Genomic DNA, 14390 nt, shown 5'->3' with positions numbered 1-14390 from the left:
AAAAACGCCGGGCGGATCACTCCACCCGACGTTTCGCATTTCAGGGACCCCTTGCGGGCGCTTACTTGTGCCCGATCAGGGTGCCGGCGCCGCCCTCGGTGAAGATTTCCATGAGGATGGCGTGGGGCACGCGGCCGTCCAGGATGACGGAGGCGTCGACGCCCTTTTCCACCGCCTGGATGCAGGTCTCGATCTTGGGGATCATGCCGCCGCTGGCGGTGCCGTCGGCGATCAGGCCCTTGGCCTGGTCCACCGACAGCTCGGGGATCAGGGTCTTGTCCTTGCTCAGCACGCCGGCCACGTCGGTCAGCAGCAGCAGGCGCTTGGCGTTCACGGCGGCGGCCACGGCGCCGGCGGCGGTGTCGGCGTTGATGTTGAACGTCTCGCCATGCGGGCCGAAGCCGATGGGGGCGATCACGGGGATCAGGCCGGCGTCCTGGATGCGGCGGATCATGCCCGGGTTGACGTTGAAGGGGTCACCCACGAAACCCAGGTCCAGCACCCGCTCGATGTTGCTGTCGGGGTCGCGCTTGGTGCGCATGACCTTGCGGGCCTCGATCAGGTTGCCGTCCTTGCCGGACATGCCGATGGCCTGGCCGCCCTGGTCGTTGATCAGCTGCACCAGCTGCTTGTTGATGGAGCCGGACAGCACCATCTCGACGATCTCGACCGTCTCCTTGTCGGTGACGCGCAGGCCGTCGATGAACTCGGACTTGATCTTCAGCCGGTCCAGCATCTGGCCGATCTGCGGCCCGCCGCCGTGCACGACGATGGGGTTGATGCCCACCTGCTTCAGCAACACGATGTCGCGGGCGAACATCTCGCCCAGGCGCTCGTCGCCCATGGCGTGGCCGCCATACTTCACGACGAAGGTCTGGCCGGCATAGCGGCGCATATAGGGCAGCGCTTCCGACAGGGTGGTGGCCTTGCCCAACCAATCCTCACGCGAGGCGGCCAGGGAGGAGGAAGCGGCGGTGGCAGCGGTCATCGGCTCGGGATCCGTGTCACGGGATGGAAGGGCGGTTCGTATCTATACCCGACCCGGCCCCGGGGCAATCCCCCTGACGGCCGGTGCGGCGATGGTCCCGAGCATAGCGGGGCGGACGCCCCGACGCCTGTTACGGATTCGCTAAAGCCGCCAGGCTGGCCCGCAGTTCCGGCACGCCCTGGCCCGTCTCGCTGCTGGTGAACAGCACCTCCGGATGGGCGGCCGGGTGCTTCTTGATCGCGGCCTGGGTGGCGGCGTGCACGTGGTTCAGGGCCAGGCGCGTCAGCTTGTCGGTCTTGGTCAGCACCACCTGATAGACCACGGCGGCGTTGTCCAGCATGCCCATGACCTCCATGTCGATGGGCTTGAAGCCATGACGGCTATCGATCAGCAGGCAGCAGCGGCGCAGGGTCACCCGGCCCTTGAGGTAGGCGCGCACGAACTCGTTCCATGCCTCCACCTTGTCCTTGCTCTCCTTGGCGTAGCCATAGCCCGGCATGTCCACCAGCGACAGCCGGTCGCCCAGGTCGAAGAAGTTCAACTGCTGCGTCCGCCCGGGGGTGTGCGAGGTGCGGGCGAGGGTCTTGCGGCCGGTCAGGGCGTTCACCAGGCTGGACTTGCCCACGTTGGACCGGCCAGCGAAGGCCACCTCCGGCAGGCCCTGCGGCGGCAGGTTGTCCTTGGCCGAGGCGCCCCACTTGAACTCGCACTCCTTGGCGAACAGCAGGCGCCCTTGCTCCAGCGCCTCGGGCGAGATGGGGCTCAGGGTGGGCAGGGGGGGCAGCTGGATGGCCATGGGCCGTACTCTCTCAACGTTTCATTACCGGGACAAACGCCAAGGGCATGAGATCGAGATCTCATGCCCTTGGAGGCTGGTGACTGCCAGCCCGGGCCGGTCAGGCCCGTGAGCCAAGCCGCCGGACGGCGGCGCCCGGCGCTTGAGGGGAGGGATGACCGGTGGCGGTCATCCCTCAATGCTTCAAGTCGGTTTAACACCCATGCGGCGCATCAGCACGTACTGCTGCGTCACGCTGAACAGGTTGGACCACACATAGTAGATCACCAGGCCGGCGGGCAGGGAGCCCATCATCCAGGTGAAGACCAGGGGCATGGTCATCATCACCTTCTGCTGCGTCGGGTCCATGCCCGGGGTGGGCGTCATCTTCTGCAGCAGGAACATGGTGCAGCCCAGCAGGATGGGCCAGACGCCCAGGTGCAGGAAGGCCGGCGGGGTGAAGGGCAGCAGGCCGAACAGGTTGAACAGGCTGGTCGGATCGGGCGCCGACAGGTCGTGGATCCAGCCGAAGAAGGGCGCGTGCCGCATCTCGATGGTGACCGACAGCACCTTGTACAGCGACCAGAAGATCGGCATCTGGATCAGGACGGGCAGGCAGCCCGTCATGGGGTTGGCGCCTTCCTTCTTGTACAGCGCCATCATCTCGATGGACGCCTTCTGCTTGTCGTCGCCGGCGCGCTTGCGGATGGCCTCCACCTGCGGCTGCAGCTTCTTCATCTTGGCGGCGCTGCGGAACTGCTTCTGCGCCAGCGGGAACATCAGCGTGCGCAGGCAGATGGTGAACAGCATGATGCCCAGGCCGAAGTTGCCCAGCAGGCGGCCGAAGAAGTCCAGCGCCAGCGAGAACGGCATGGTCAGGAACCACAGGTGGCCGAAGTCGATGGCCCGGTTGAACAGCGGGATGTGCTGCTCATCCTGGTAGCTGTCCAGCAGCTTCATCTCCTTGGCGCCGGCGAACAGACGCTCGGTATCCTCGGTGCTCTGCCCGGCCTCCAGCGTCACCGACGGCTCGGCATAGTCGGTCTGGTACAGGTCACCCTTCTCCTGGTGGGTGACATGGGCCGTCAGGCTCTTGGACTGATCCGGCACCAGGCTGACCAGCCAGTACTTGTCGGTGATGCCCAGCCAGCCGCCCTTGGTCTCGAAGGACTTGGAGGTCTCGCCGCTCACGTCCTTGTAGCTGATCTCCTTCAGCGTGCCGTCCATGAGGCCGATGGGGCCCTCATGCAGCATGTAGGAACCGACCAGCGTCGGGTGGCTGGCGCGCGCGATGCGGGCGTAGGGGTAAAGGGTGACGGCGGCGGTGCCGTTGTTCGTCACCTTCTGGGTGACGGTGAACATGAAGTTGGCGTCGACCGCCACCTTGCGCTCGAACGTCAGGCCCTGGCCGTTGTCCCAGCGCAGGGTGACCGGATGGTCCGGCGTCAGTTCCGTTCCGTCGGCCTGCCACTCGGTGGTGGGGCCGGGGACGGCGGCGCCGTTGGCGGTCCAGCCGTATTCCGCGAAATAGGCGCCGGGGGCGCCGCTGGGCGACAGCAGGGTGACGGCCGGGCTGCTCTTGTCCACCGTCTCGCGATAGTCCTGCAGGCTGAGGTCGTCAAAGCGGCCGCCGCGCAGGTTCAGGCTGCCGGCGAGGCGCGGGGTGCGGATGGTGACGCGCTGGCCTTCGCCCAGCACGGTGGCGCGGTCACGCAGGGCGTCGGCCACACCGCCGGAGGCCACGGCGCCGGGGGCTCCGGTCGGGGCCGTGCCTGGCGCCGGCGGTGCCGCCAGGGCCTGGGCCGCTTCCTGCTTGGCCCGCGCCTCCTGCAGGGCGCGCTGGCGCGGCGCCTCGTAGAAATAGTGGAAGCCCACCAAAATGGCGGCCGACAGGCCCAAGGCAATGAACAGGTTCTTCTGATCGCTCATGTAATCACTTCCCACACGACCCCGGCCGGCGATGGCGGCAATCTCTGGAAACAGACGGCGGCAGGACCCTAACGGGCCGCGCGGCCCCCGTCCATATGGCAGCAATGAATGTCAGGCGAATGACGCCGCGACGGCGCCGATTCGGATGGGCCGGACGACACCGGCGGCACCGGATCGAAGCCCCCGCCCCCCAGGGGTGGCAGCGGGCGATACGCCGGGCGGCCAGCCATGCCCCCCTGATCCCCCCATGCACGGCCAGGGCCTCCAGCGCGTAGGCCGAACAGCTGGGTTCGAACCGGCAGCGCGGCCCCAGCAGCGGGGCCAGCAACAGCCGGTAGGCATGGATGGGAAGGCGAAGAAGGTGGGCCAGCGGGCTCATGACGCGGCGCCGGGGGCGGGGTCCGAAGACGGTCCGGCGGGCGCCGGCGGGGCTGCGGGCATGACAATAGCCTGGGCGCCCTCGGTCCAGGCGCCCAGCTTTTTCAAGGCCAGGGTCAGGTCAGCCAACAGATCGGCGTAGCGCCGCGTCACGGTTTCACCGCGCGCGATCACCACGAAATCATTGTTGGGCTTGCCATGCAGGGCCAGCACCTCGCGCACGGCCGCGCGCAGGCGTCGCCGGGCGCGATTGCGCTTGACGGCGTTGCCGACCTTTTTACTGGCGGTAAAGCCCACGCGCACCAAAACGTCGCCGGCGGCAGGCCGCTGGCGATCGTCGTGGGCACGGGCTTGCAGAATCAGGCCGGGGGTTGCCCATTTACGGCGCGCCCCGGCAACGGCCAGAAACTCTGACCGTTTCAGGAGGCGCCCCACCACGGCTGCGCGCCGGGGCGCCATCTTCGGCCTTAGGCCGACAGACGCTTGCGGCCCTGGGCGCGACGGCGGGCCAGAACCTTGCGACCGCCGGGGGTGGCCATGCGGGCGCGGAAGCCATGGCGGCGGGCACGCACGAGCTTGCTCGGCTGGAACGTACGCTTCACGACGGATACTCCGGATAAAAAACTGGAAAATGGAAGGGCGTTGTATAGTGGCGGCCCGGCGCAGAGTCAATGCGCCTGTTCTTCCTCGAAAGGATGGCCGCATTGCCTGTAGAGAAGGTGCCACGCCATTATGAAAGCGTGGACGCGGCCCGTCCATCACGGACGCCTGTCTCTCGGATACGGCGTTTCCTGCCCCTTGGCCTTTTGCTGGTGGGGCTTGTTGTGGTGTTGGCGATGGGTGGACACCACTGGTTGACGGTGGACGTCCTGGCCAGCCGCCTGCACGATCTCTCAGATCTGGTTGACCGGCATCCCACCTGGGCGGCGGCCGCCGTGGTCGGCGTGGCCCTTGGGGTGGCCGCCTTGTCCCTGCCGGCGGCGACGGTGGTCAGCCTGGGGGCCGGATACGCGTTCGGCGCGCCGCTGGGCGCCCTGCTGTCGGTAATGGGCAGCACCTTGGGCGGAACCGTGGTGTTCCTGGCGCTGCGCCGCGCCGGCGCCGGCGGGCTGGCGGCAAAGCTGCCGGGCTGGCTGAAGCCGATGGCGGGGCAGCCCTGGGCGGTCATCGTGGTGCTGCGCCTGCTGCCCGTCATGCCCTTCTCCGCCATCAACGTGCTGGCGGCCGCGATTCGCATGCCCCTGCCCATCTTCGCGGCGGGCACGGCGCTGGGCGCCTATCCACCCCAGTTCCTGTACGCCTTGCTGGGGGCCCGCCTGCCGGCCCTGCTGGCCGCGGGCGAACGGCCGGGCCCCGGCCTGCTGCTGCGGCCGGAGGTGGGCGGCCCCCTGGTGGCGTTGGCGGCGCTGGCCCTGGCGCCGGTGCTCATCCGTACCCTCCGCCATCGGGCTTGAGTCGCGCGCCCCCGATTCGCTTCCTATGTATAAGGTAACGACTCACTGACGAGAGGGGCTGCCCATGGCTTGGGATCCAGCGCAGTACGGTCTGTTCGAGGCGGCCCGGGCCCGGCCCGGGCATGACCTGATCGCGGCGCTGCCGCCGTGCAAGCCCGCCACCGTGGTTGATTTGGGCTGCGGGGCCGGCAAGCTGACCATGACCCTGGCCAGCCGCTGGTCCGGGGCGGAGGTGGCGGGCATCGACAGTTCGCCCGCCATGCTGGGCCGCGCCGCCCTGCTGGACGCCCGCGTCGCCTGGGAACTGGGCGACATCCGGCACTGGCGCCCCAAGGCGCCGGTCGACCTGCTGTTCTCCAACGCCGCCCTGCAATGGGTGGAGGGGCACGAGGCGCTGTTCCCCCGGCTGTTCGACGCGGTGGCGCCGGGGGGCGTGATGGCGGTGCAGATGCCGCGCAACTTCGCCTCCCCCTCCCACACGCTGCTGCGGCGGGTGGCGGCGGAGGGGCCGTGGGCGGCGATATTGGAGGGCCGGCTGAGGGAGGCGCCAGTGCATGATCCCGCCCAGTATTATGACTGGCTGGCGCCTGCCGCCGCCCACGTGAATGTGTGGGAGACGGAGTACCTGCACGTCCTGGACGGCCCCGATCCGGTGCTGGAATGGACCAAGGCCACCGCCATGCTGCCGGTCCTGGAAACGCTGGAGGGTGCTGAATTGGCGGATTTCACGGAGCGGTATCGCGCGGCGCTGGCCACCGCCTATCCCCGCCGTCCCGATGGCCGCACCCTGTTCCCCTTCCGCCGGCTGTTCATCGTGGCCACGCGGGCGTGAAATTGACGCCGCTGGGGGAAGGACCGACAATGCGCGCGCCGTTTCCCCCTTACGCGCATGAGGCCCCATGACCGTCCTTGAGGTCGCCGTCTACGCCCTGGTCATGACCGGCGGCAAGAAGCCCTTCTTCTGCGAACAGCAGGACCAGGTGGTGGAGTGCACCAATGGCCTGTCGGCGACGGAGGAGAAGGGCGTCATCCACTACGACAACGGTGTGGTGGTGTCGCGCCTGCCGGACGGCAACCTGTCCTTCTCCAACGGCATCACCGCCCATTGGGGGGCCGGCAGCTGGGTGCAGTTCAGCAATGGCGTCAGCCTGCGGCGCGTGGCCGGCGGCAACTTCAAATCATCCACCGGCATGCTGTGCGAGGCGGGGGGCACGATCAAGGCGTCGTGCTACAAAGAGGAAGAGTAGTTTTTCCGTTACCTCAGGCGCCGGCGAGCCGTCCGGCCCTGGCTATCCTCTCCGCGCTCCCGCGATCCGCCCTAGGTCGCCGCGCTCCCGTTCACACCACGCTGTCCGGCGCCAGCGCGCAGGGCTCGCCCAGGCCGGTTTCCACCTGCACCGTGGCGTGACTGATGCGGAAGCGGGTCTTCAGGTCGCGGCAGATCTCGGCCAGCAGGCGGTCGCCGTCCTGGTTGTCGGGGCGCACCAGATGGGCGGTCAGGGCCGTGTCGGTGGTGCTGAGCGCCCAGACGTGCAGGTCATGCACCTCCGTCACCCCCGGTAGGGCCGCTAGATAGGCGCGCACGGCGGTGATGTCCACGCCGGCCGGCACGGCGTTCAGCGCCAGGTTCAGCGATTCGCGCAGCAGCGACCAGGTGCCCAGCACGATGACCACGCTGATCACCAGGCTGATGACCGGGTCCAGCCAGTTCCACCCCGTCCACAGGATCAAGGCGCCGGCGATGACCACCCCCAGGGTGACCAGGGCGTCGGACGCCAGGTGCAGGAAGGCGCTGCGCAGGTTCAGGTCATGCTTGGACCCGCGCATGAACAGCAGGGCGGTACCGCCATTGACCAGGATGCCGCCGGCCGCGACCCACATCATGATGGTGGGCGACGCGGGCTCGGGCTCGGTGAAGCGGCGCAAGGCCTCCCACGCGATGCCGCCGGTGACCAGCAGCAGGGCCACGGCATTGGCCAGCGCCGCCAGGATGGAACTGCCGCCCAGGCCGTAGGTATAGCGGCTGGACGGCTGGCGCCGCGCCAGGATCACCGCCACCCAGCTGGCGGCCAAGCCCAGCACGTCGGACAGGTTGTGCCCCGCGTCCGCCAGCAGCGCCAGCGAGTTGCTGACGAAGCCGTAGAACGCCTCCGCCGCCACGTAGGCCAGGTTCAGGGCGATGCCGACGGCGAAGGCCGTGCCGGCGTCGGCCGGTGCCGCATGGTGATGCCCGCCCAGCCCATGGCTGTGTCCATGATGGTCGTGCCCGTGGTGGTCGTGATCATGACCGTCATGGTCGTGCCCCTCATGATCATGGGCATCATGATCATGGCCGTGATGATCGTGCCCGTGGTCATGCCCGGCGCAGCCGTGGTCGTCATGGCCGTGCCCCGGGCCGTGGCCGTGATCATGGCTATGATCCGGGCCGTGGGCCGGCGCGGCGCGGGAAGGGTCGTGATCGTGCGGGGCCATGGGCTGCGGCATACCGTGGTGGGCTGGGGTGGCAACAATACCGTGGGCGGCGCCAGGGGGCCATGGGCTCGGTGGCCGGCGGGCTTATGCCGCAGGCCTCAGCCGGCGGTGGCGGGCGTCGCCTCGGCCGCGCTCTTGGCCTGGGTCAGCTGATCCAGCCGGGTGCGATAGCCGGCGACGGCGGCCAGCACCTCGTTCATGCGCTTTTCCGCGTCGTCGACGCGGCTGGTCAGGCCCATCAGGGCGTGGGCGTCCTGGCGCAACTGCTCCAGCTCGTGGGGCGGCAGGGCATGGCGGGTTTTCAGGATGCCCAGCAGGGTTTCCATGCGGCGGATATGGTTCGTGGCCTCCACCCGCAACTCACCCGGTGGCAAGCGCCGCTCCAGATCCTCCAGCACGCCGGTCACGCGCAGGGCGTGGTCCACGGCGCGCTTCTCCGGCGGTTCGGTCGACAGGCCGGGCAGGGCGAACTCCACCAGGAAGGCGATCTGGAAGCCGTGCCGCACCACCTTTTCCGCATCGATGACACGCGCCGCCTGGACGGTCAGCTCATGGATGTTCACGCGGTCGAATTCACCCGTGCATTTCAGGCGGGGGGGATTGGGCACGTCGATGAGCTGCACCACCTGGCCCTCGCGGGGGGCGCGCCGCCGGTCGGGGCCGATATAGTCGCTGGTGACGACGAACTTCTTGCGGTTCTCCACCAGGTTGACCAGCCGCTCCTGCACCTGCTTGGGCGAATAGGGCTTCACCAGGATGTCGTCGGCGCCGGAACTGGCGAAGCGGATCAGCATCTGCTGCGTCGGGTTCCAGGTCATGACGATGGCGCCGACGAAGGGGTTCAGCGTCGTCAGGCCGTGGCGGATGGCATGGATCCAGCGCAGCGCCGCCCCATCCGACTGATCGGCGTCCAGGATGACCAGGTCGATGGTGGCCGGGCTGCCGGCGGCCTCCGCCAGGGTGGCATGGTCCGTTACCTTGTCCATGCCCATGCGGGCCAGCATGGCGCGCAGGATGCGCCGGGTGTTCAGGTCGGCGTCAACCAGCAGGGTCTGGATCTTGCTGAGGTCAAGGGACATGAGGCGGACGGCAGGGGCGCGGGTGACGGATGGGGTGATTGACCGGCCGGTGGGCGTCGATCATTCCGACAGCCCAACGACGACACGGAATCATGGCCGCTCGCCCCCAATAATGCAATGAACGCGAGAAGGGGGCGGGTCATCTCGAAAGGAGTGACCCGCCGGTCCCATCGCTGCCCTGGGTCAGCCGGTGATGCGGTCCGCCACCGTCGGGCCGCGCCGGGCGGCGCCCCCGCCCACGGTGTAGGCCGCCGCCAAGGCCGCCACGGCGGCCTCCGCATCGGCCTCGGTCGCGGCATGGACCCGGGCCAGCGGCCGCGCGCCGGGGCCCACCTGATCGCCCAGGCCCGCGATGGCGGTGAAGCCCACGCGGTGGTCCACGCCATCCTGCGGCCGGGTACGCCCGCCGCCCAGCGCCACCACGGCGATGCCCACGGCGCGGGTGTCGATGGCGGTGACGGTGCCGGCTTCGGCGGCATGGATGTCGCGCACCACCGGGGCCGCCACCAGGTACGCTTCCGACCGTTCCAGGAAGTCGGCGGGGCCGCCCAGCGCCGCCACCATGCGGCTAAAGCGGTCGGCGGCGCTGCCGTCGGCCAGTGCCCGGTCCACCTTGGCGCGGGCCTCGGTGAGGTCGGCGGCGAGATTGCCCAGCAGGATCAACTCCGCCGTCAGGTCGCGCGTCACTTCCCACAGTCGGGATTCGGGCGCCTCACCCCTCAGGATGGCCACGCACTCCGCCACCTCCACCGCGTTGCCGGCGGTGGTGCCCAGCACCTCGTTCATATCGGTCAGCAACGACACGGTGGGCAGTCCGGCCCCCCGCGCCACGGTGGCGATGCTGCGGGCCAGCGCCTCCGCCTTGTCATACTGCGCCATGAAGGCGCCGCTGCCGAACTTCACATCCATCACCAGGCCGTCCAGGCCGGCGGCCAGCTTCTTGGACAGGATGGAGGCGGTAATGAGGTCGATGCTCTCCACCGTCGCGGTCACGTCGCGGATGGAATAGAGACGCCGATCAGCCGGGGCCAGGTCGGATGTGGCGCCGATGACGGCGCAGCCCACCTCCCGCACCACCCGGCGCAGCGTTTCCAGATCCGGCTGTACGACATAACCGGGGATGCTTTCCATCTTGTCGAAGGTGCCGCCGGTGTGGCCCAGGCCCCGCCCGGACAACATGGGGACGAAGCCGCCGCAGGCCGCCACCAGGGGCGCCAGCAGCAGGCTGACCTTGTCGCCGACGCCGCCGGTGGAATGCTTGTCCAGGATGGGGCCCGGCAGATTTTGCGAGCGCCATTCCATCACCGTGCCGGACTGGGTCATGGCGCGGGTCAGGGCCACGCGCTCCTCCATCTCCAGCCCCTGGAAATAGACCGCCATGGCGAAGGCCGCGGCCTGGCCCTCGGTGACCCGGCCATCGGTCAGGCCGCGCACGAAATCGGTGATGTCGGCGGCGCTCAGGCGGCCGCCGTCGCGCTTCTGGCGGATGATTTCTTGGGGAAGCATGGGATGGTCCGTTCACAAAGGGGACAGCGGCCAGAGGGGGCCGTGACAGGGGGCGATTGGAAGGGGGCGATGGGAGGGGCGTCAGTACCCGCTGGTCGCGGCCGGGAGACCACCGTCCTGGCCCAGGGCCGCCAGCAGGGCGTCCAGCAGGCCCGAGGCGCCGAAGCGGAAGGTGGCGGGGCTGGCCCAGTCGGGGCCGCAGATCTTGTCGGCCAGCGCCAGGTAATCGCGCGCGCCGTCCAGGTCGCGAATACCGCCCGACGCCTTGAAGCCCACCCGGCGGGCGCTGTCGGGCTTCAGGCTGTCGCGGCAGGCCTCCAGCATGATGCGCGCGGCGCCCAGGGTGGCCCCGATCTGCACCTTGCCGGTGGAGGTCTTCAGGAAATCGGCGCCGTTGCGCACCGCGATCTCCACCGCCTTTTCGATGAAGACGGGCTTGGCCAGGCTGCCGGTTTCCAGGATCACCTTCATCACGGCATCGCCCGCCGCCTCCCGCGTGGCGGCCAGCACCTCATCGGGCTGGGCGCTGTTCGGGTAATGCATGATGCTGTGATAGGGGATGACCACGTCGATCTCGTCCGCGCCGTCGGCCAGCGCGGTGGCCGTCTGCTCCGCCACCTTTTCCGGCGACAGGCTGCCGCCGGGGAAGTTCACCACCGTGGCGATGCGCACGCCGGTGCCGGCCAGGCGCTCCCGGGCCTGGGGAATGAAGCTGGGCCACAGGCAGACGGCGGCGACCCGCCCGGCCGGGGTGACGGCACGCGCGCACAGCGCGTCGGTCGTGGCCTCGTCCTCCTCCTCGTTCAGGCTGGTGAGGTCCAGCAGGGGCAGGGCGCGGCGGGCCAGGTCCTGGCCCTCTTTCGTCTGGGGATCGGTCATGGCGTCAACAGCTCAACCCGTTAGAAACTGAGATTATCCGGCCCGAAGGAAAAGGGCAGCAGCTGGTCCATGGTGAAGGTGGCGCGCACCCCCTCCGGCCCCGCCACATGGATCAGGGTGTCGGGGGCGGAAAATTCGCGCAGGCGCTGGCGGCAGCCACCGCACGGCGTGCACAGGCCCGACGCGTCGGCGGCCGGGTCGGCCGGCGCGCCGATGACGACGATTTCCGCGATCCGCTTGCCGCCCCCGACCACCATGGCGCCGATGGCGCTGGCCTCGGCGCACTGCCCCTGGGGATAGGCCGCGTTCTCCACATTGGCGCCGACGAAGACGGTGCCGTCCGCCGTGCGCAGGGCCGCCCCCACCAGGAAGCGGGAATAGGGCGCATGGGCATGCGCGCGCGCGGCGGCGGCGGCCGTGAACAGCGCTGATGATGCCGGCGTGGGCACGGGGGCGGGCGGAGATGCGGACATGGGCGGGCCTGGGCTCCGGGGGCGGGTGTTGGGTCCAACGCGGGCGAGGCGGCAAGGCGCGCGCCGCCGCACCCTGGACACCGCCACAACCTGACCAAATGGTCAAGTCTTGGGGCGGGTCACGCTTGAGGAAATCACAAGGCCCACAAATACGAAAGCGGTCCTTGCGGGACCGCTTTCGGTAGGATCGGTACTGTGCCCACCATCGCGACTCAGTCGAACAGGGCGTCGATGTCCGACTGGCTGCTGGGGCCGGTTGGCGCGGCAGGCTTGGGCGCCTCCGCCGGGGCGCCGGCGGCGTTGAACAGGGCGTCGATGTTGTCCTGGCTGACGTCGGTCAGGGCCGGGCCGTTCAGCAGGTGGGCATCGGGCCGGGTGTCGCCGGGCTTGGTCGCCATCATCGGGTCGCCGTTGCCCTCCACCCCCCAGATGCCGATCATCGCCGCCACCCGGTGCTCGATATAGCGCAGGGTGTTCACCACCTTGGTGGTGCGCTGGCCGGTGATGTCCTGGAAGCTGCAGGCCAGCAGGATGGACATGACGTGGTTTTCGATATCGGTGGCGATCTCGATCACGTCGATGTGGCCGGTGCGGGCCAGCCGCTCAGTGGTGGCCTGGATGGCCTCCGCCGCCGACAGGATGTCGCTGGTCGCCCGCTCCGTGGCGGTGACGATGGCGTCCAGTTCCGACGTGGCGGCCAGGATGCGGCTGTTGGCCGAATCCTTGGGCACCATCTGGGCGATTTCCTGCTTCGTCTGCTCGATGTGCGAGGACAGCTGCCGCAGTTCCTGCCGCATCATGTGCATGTGCGGATGCTGGCCGGCGATGGCGATGCTGCCATCGCCCAGCTGATGGCTCATGGACTGCAGCTTGCCGACCTCGGCCCGCAAGGCGCCCAGCAAATCCCCACCGGCCGCCGCCCCCACGTTCCGCATGTGGGCGTCGCGCTTCTCCAGGAAGGCGCGGGTCCGCGGATCGTTCAGCAGCTCGGCCTCAATGGCGGTGTAATCGGCGGCCGTCAGGGCCGCCGCTTCAACCACACCCGTCTTCTGGCCCATGCGGGGTTACTCCAGCGTGCCGAGGACGCTCTCGATCTTCTTTTTCAGCGTTTCGGCGTTGAACGGCTTCACAATGTAGTTGTTGACGCCGGCTTCCTTGGCCGCAACCACGTTTTCCGTCTTGGACTCGGCGGTGACCATGATGAAGGGCGTGGCCTTGAGGCGAACGTCCGCGCGCACTTCCTTCAGCAGCTGCAGGCCGGTCATGGGCTCCATATTCCAGTCGGAAATGACCAGCCCGACGTTGGAGCCGCGCAGCTTGCCCAGGGCCTCCGCGCCATCGGCGGCCTCTTCGATCTGGGTGAAGCCGATCTGGGTCAGCAGATTGCGCACGATGCGGCGCATGGTGGCGTAGTCGTCGACAACGAGGACGGGGGTGGCAGAGGCCTTGGCCATAGGAACATGTCTCCGGAGGGTACTTGGCGATACGGTGGGCGGACCCACCGGGGTGTTTACGAATGTGATATCCCGGCAGACCCTAACACGAGTCCAGGTGTCCGCCCATCACCCACCCGTATGGGGAGTGTCGAAAGAAGAAGCGCCGCCACTGGGGCCCGGGTGGATCAGTGGATTTTCCAGTTAATTGCATAATGCATCGCATTATCTAAGAAACCTATCCAAAGGGCGTGATGCAACGTGCGGCGACCCGGTGGGGCGTCGACATGGCAAGCCTGGGCGGTGGACAGTCATCCACCCCTGTTCAACCAAACAGTAAGCTGAATTCGTTGAATTTTGGTGAACGCCGGATCGGGGTCGGCATGCCTGGCATGGGGACTGCTTATAACCAGGCATGAACAAGCCGGGCGCCCAAGTCGCCCTCCGAACCGATGGGAACCTCTGCCATGATCCGCCGTATCGCCGCCGCCGTCGCCGCCACCGCCCTGGTCTCCAGCGCCCTGTTCGCCGCCCCCGCCTTCGCCGCCGCCGGCACCTCGGGCACCATCCAGCTGAACAGCAGCGTCGCCCAGACCTGCACCGTGGCCGTCACCGATGCCGGCGCCACGCTGAACATCCTGTCCGGCTCCAGCAACGTGGCGGTCGGCAGCGTGGTCGAGAACTGCAACGACGGCGCCGGCTACACCATCACCGTCGCCTCGGCCAACAACGGCACCCTGAAGTCCAGCGCCACCGGCGCCCAGGCCATCAGCTACACCACGTCCTACGACGGCACCAGCGGCTCGGGCTCCAGCTTCGCCGTCACCCGCTCCGGCGCCCAGTTCAACAAGACCGCCGCCGTGTCCGTGACCGTCCCGGCCAATGCCCAGGCCATCGCCGGCAGCTACGCCGACACCCTGACCATCACCATCGCCGGCAAGTAAGCCGACCCCTTCTTCGCTGTGCCAGAGGGCGCCCCAGACCGGGGCGCCCTTTCGCGCGTCCGGGCCGACCCTGGCGAACG

At 68.7% G+C, this 14390-nt stretch carries 17 protein-coding genes; 4 read left to right on the top strand and 13 right to left on the bottom strand.

What is annotated here, in order from left to right; genetic code table 11:
- Positions 1-61 precede the first annotated feature (61 nt).
- From argB to rpmH, 6 genes are all read right to left on the bottom strand, one after another.
- Complete coding sequence (gene argB, locus ULB03_RS04935; RefSeq protein WP_322482155.1) at positions 62-988, bottom strand: acetylglutamate kinase; 927 nt, start codon at positions 986-988, stop codon at positions 62-64.
- A gap of 130 nt (positions 989-1118) precedes the next feature.
- A complete protein-coding gene (yihA, locus tag ULB03_RS04930; protein ID WP_322482154.1) occupies positions 1119-1784 on the bottom strand; it encodes a ribosome biogenesis GTP-binding protein YihA/YsxC in 666 nt (221 codons plus the stop codon).
- 183 nt (positions 1785-1967) lie between these two features.
- Positions 1968-3692 carry a membrane protein insertase YidC gene (gene yidC, locus ULB03_RS04925; protein ID WP_322482153.1) on the bottom strand — a complete coding sequence of 575 codons (1725 nt, stop codon included), beginning with the start codon at positions 3690-3692 and terminating at the stop codon, positions 1968-1970.
- Between the two features lie 4 nt (positions 3693-3696).
- Positions 3697-4071 (bottom strand): membrane protein insertion efficiency factor YidD, encoded by a 375-nt coding sequence (yidD, locus tag ULB03_RS04920; protein WP_322482152.1) that lies wholly within the window; start codon positions 4069-4071, stop codon positions 3697-3699.
- Positions 4068-4529: a ribonuclease P protein component gene (gene rnpA, locus ULB03_RS04915; protein WP_322482151.1), complete on the bottom strand. Its 462-nt coding sequence runs from the start codon at positions 4527-4529 to the stop codon at positions 4068-4070. Before rnpA ends, yidD begins: the two co-directional genes overlap by 4 nt.
- An 8-nt stretch (positions 4530-4537) precedes the next feature.
- Entirely contained in the window at positions 4538-4672 is a 135-nt protein-coding gene (gene rpmH, locus ULB03_RS04910; RefSeq protein ID WP_044558639.1) for a 50S ribosomal protein L34, read from the bottom strand.
- A 258-nt stretch (positions 4673-4930) separates the two neighbouring features.
- Here rpmH and ULB03_RS04905 point away from each other — a divergent pair, with 258 nt between their 5' ends.
- The 3 genes from ULB03_RS04905 (at position 4931) to ULB03_RS04895 (ending at position 6771) form a co-directional block, all read left to right on the top strand.
- Positions 4931-5524 carry a TVP38/TMEM64 family protein gene (locus ULB03_RS04905; RefSeq protein WP_322483779.1) on the top strand — a complete coding sequence of 198 codons (594 nt, stop codon included), beginning with the start codon at positions 4931-4933 and terminating at the stop codon, positions 5522-5524.
- 64 nt (positions 5525-5588) lie between these two features.
- Positions 5589-6356, top strand: coding sequence for a methyltransferase domain-containing protein (locus ULB03_RS04900; RefSeq protein WP_322482150.1), 768 nt, complete (start codon positions 5589-5591; stop codon positions 6354-6356).
- A 67-nt stretch (positions 6357-6423) separates the two neighbouring features.
- Entirely contained in the window at positions 6424-6771 is a 348-nt protein-coding gene (locus ULB03_RS04895; RefSeq protein ID WP_322482149.1) for a hypothetical protein, read from the top strand.
- 91 nt (positions 6772-6862) lie between these two features.
- Here ULB03_RS04895 and ULB03_RS04890 read toward each other — a convergent pair whose 3' ends face one another.
- From ULB03_RS04890 to ULB03_RS04860, 7 genes are all read right to left on the bottom strand, one after another.
- The gene (locus ULB03_RS04890) at positions 6863-7996 is read right to left on the bottom strand and encodes a cation diffusion facilitator family transporter (RefSeq protein ID WP_322482148.1); all 1134 of its coding nucleotides are present in this window, start codon (positions 7994-7996) and stop codon (positions 6863-6865) included.
- Between the two features lie 98 nt (positions 7997-8094).
- Positions 8095-9075, bottom strand: a complete 981-nt coding sequence (locus ULB03_RS04885; RefSeq protein WP_322482147.1) for a response regulator — start codon at positions 9073-9075, stop codon at positions 8095-8097.
- Between the two features lie 183 nt (positions 9076-9258).
- Complete coding sequence (deoA, locus tag ULB03_RS04880) at positions 9259-10581, bottom strand: thymidine phosphorylase (protein WP_322482146.1); 1323 nt, start codon at positions 10579-10581, stop codon at positions 9259-9261.
- Positions 10582-10662: 81 nt separating this feature from the next.
- Positions 10663-11460 carry a deoxyribose-phosphate aldolase gene (gene deoC / locus ULB03_RS04875; RefSeq protein WP_322482145.1) on the bottom strand — a complete coding sequence of 266 codons (798 nt, stop codon included), beginning with the start codon at positions 11458-11460 and terminating at the stop codon, positions 10663-10665.
- Between the two features lie 20 nt (positions 11461-11480).
- Positions 11481-11933, bottom strand: coding sequence for a cytidine deaminase (gene cdd, locus ULB03_RS04870; RefSeq protein WP_322482144.1), 453 nt, complete (start codon positions 11931-11933; stop codon positions 11481-11483).
- A 212-nt stretch (positions 11934-12145) separates the two neighbouring features.
- A complete protein-coding gene (locus ULB03_RS04865; protein ID WP_322482143.1) occupies positions 12146-12991 on the bottom strand; it encodes a protein phosphatase CheZ in 846 nt (281 codons plus the stop codon).
- Positions 12992-12997: 6 nt separating this feature from the next.
- Entirely contained in the window at positions 12998-13387 is a 390-nt protein-coding gene (locus ULB03_RS04860; protein ID WP_322482142.1) for a response regulator, read from the bottom strand.
- Positions 13388-13833: 446 nt separating this feature from the next.
- Between ULB03_RS04860 and ULB03_RS04855 the strand changes: the two genes are divergently transcribed.
- Complete coding sequence (locus ULB03_RS04855) at positions 13834-14310, top strand: Csu type fimbrial protein (protein ID WP_322482141.1); 477 nt, start codon at positions 13834-13836, stop codon at positions 14308-14310.
- The last annotated feature ends 80 nt before the right edge of the window (positions 14311-14390 follow it).

The organism is Nitrospirillum goiasense (genome assembly GCF_034427435.1).
Lineage (GTDB): Bacteria > Pseudomonadota > Alphaproteobacteria > Azospirillales > Azospirillaceae > Nitrospirillum.
The sequence above is the reverse complement of the archived record's forward strand: the minus strand, read 5'-3'. Positions and strand labels throughout refer to the sequence as shown.

Coding starts and splice junctions, on each gene's coding strand:
- argB (WP_322482155.1), bottom strand. CDS start 988: ATGACCGCTGCCACCGCCGCTTCCTCCTCCCTGGCCGCCTCGCGTGAG.
- yihA (WP_322482154.1), bottom strand. CDS start 1,784: ATGGCCATCCAGCTGCCCCCCCTGCCCACCCTGAGCCCCATCTCGCCC.
- yidC (WP_322482153.1), bottom strand. CDS start 3,692: ATGAGCGATCAGAAGAACCTGTTCATTGCCTTGGGCCTGTCGGCCGCC.
- yidD (WP_322482152.1), bottom strand. CDS start 4,071: ATGAGCCCGCTGGCCCACCTTCTTCGCCTTCCCATCCATGCCTACCGG.
- rnpA (WP_322482151.1), bottom strand. CDS start 4,529: ATGGCGCCCCGGCGCGCAGCCGTGGTGGGGCGCCTCCTGAAACGGTCA.
- ULB03_RS04900 (WP_322482150.1), top strand. CDS start 5,589: ATGGCTTGGGATCCAGCGCAGTACGGTCTGTTCGAGGCGGCCCGGGCC.
- ULB03_RS04895 (WP_322482149.1), top strand. CDS start 6,424: ATGACCGTCCTTGAGGTCGCCGTCTACGCCCTGGTCATGACCGGCGGC.
- ULB03_RS04890 (WP_322482148.1), bottom strand. CDS start 7,996: ATGGCCCCGCACGATCACGACCCTTCCCGCGCCGCGCCGGCCCACGGC.
- ULB03_RS04885 (WP_322482147.1), bottom strand. CDS start 9,075: ATGTCCCTTGACCTCAGCAAGATCCAGACCCTGCTGGTTGACGCCGAC.
- deoA (WP_322482146.1), bottom strand. CDS start 10,581: ATGCTTCCCCAAGAAATCATCCGCCAGAAGCGCGACGGCGGCCGCCTG.
- deoC (WP_322482145.1), bottom strand. CDS start 11,460: ATGACCGATCCCCAGACGAAAGAGGGCCAGGACCTGGCCCGCCGCGCC.
- cdd (WP_322482144.1), bottom strand. CDS start 11,933: ATGTCCGCATCTCCGCCCGCCCCCGTGCCCACGCCGGCATCATCAGCG.
- ULB03_RS04865 (WP_322482143.1), bottom strand. CDS start 12,991: ATGGGCCAGAAGACGGGTGTGGTTGAAGCGGCGGCCCTGACGGCCGCC.
- ULB03_RS04860 (WP_322482142.1), bottom strand. CDS start 13,387: ATGGCCAAGGCCTCTGCCACCCCCGTCCTCGTTGTCGACGACTACGCC.
- ULB03_RS04855 (WP_322482141.1), top strand. CDS start 13,834: ATGATCCGCCGTATCGCCGCCGCCGTCGCCGCCACCGCCCTGGTCTCC.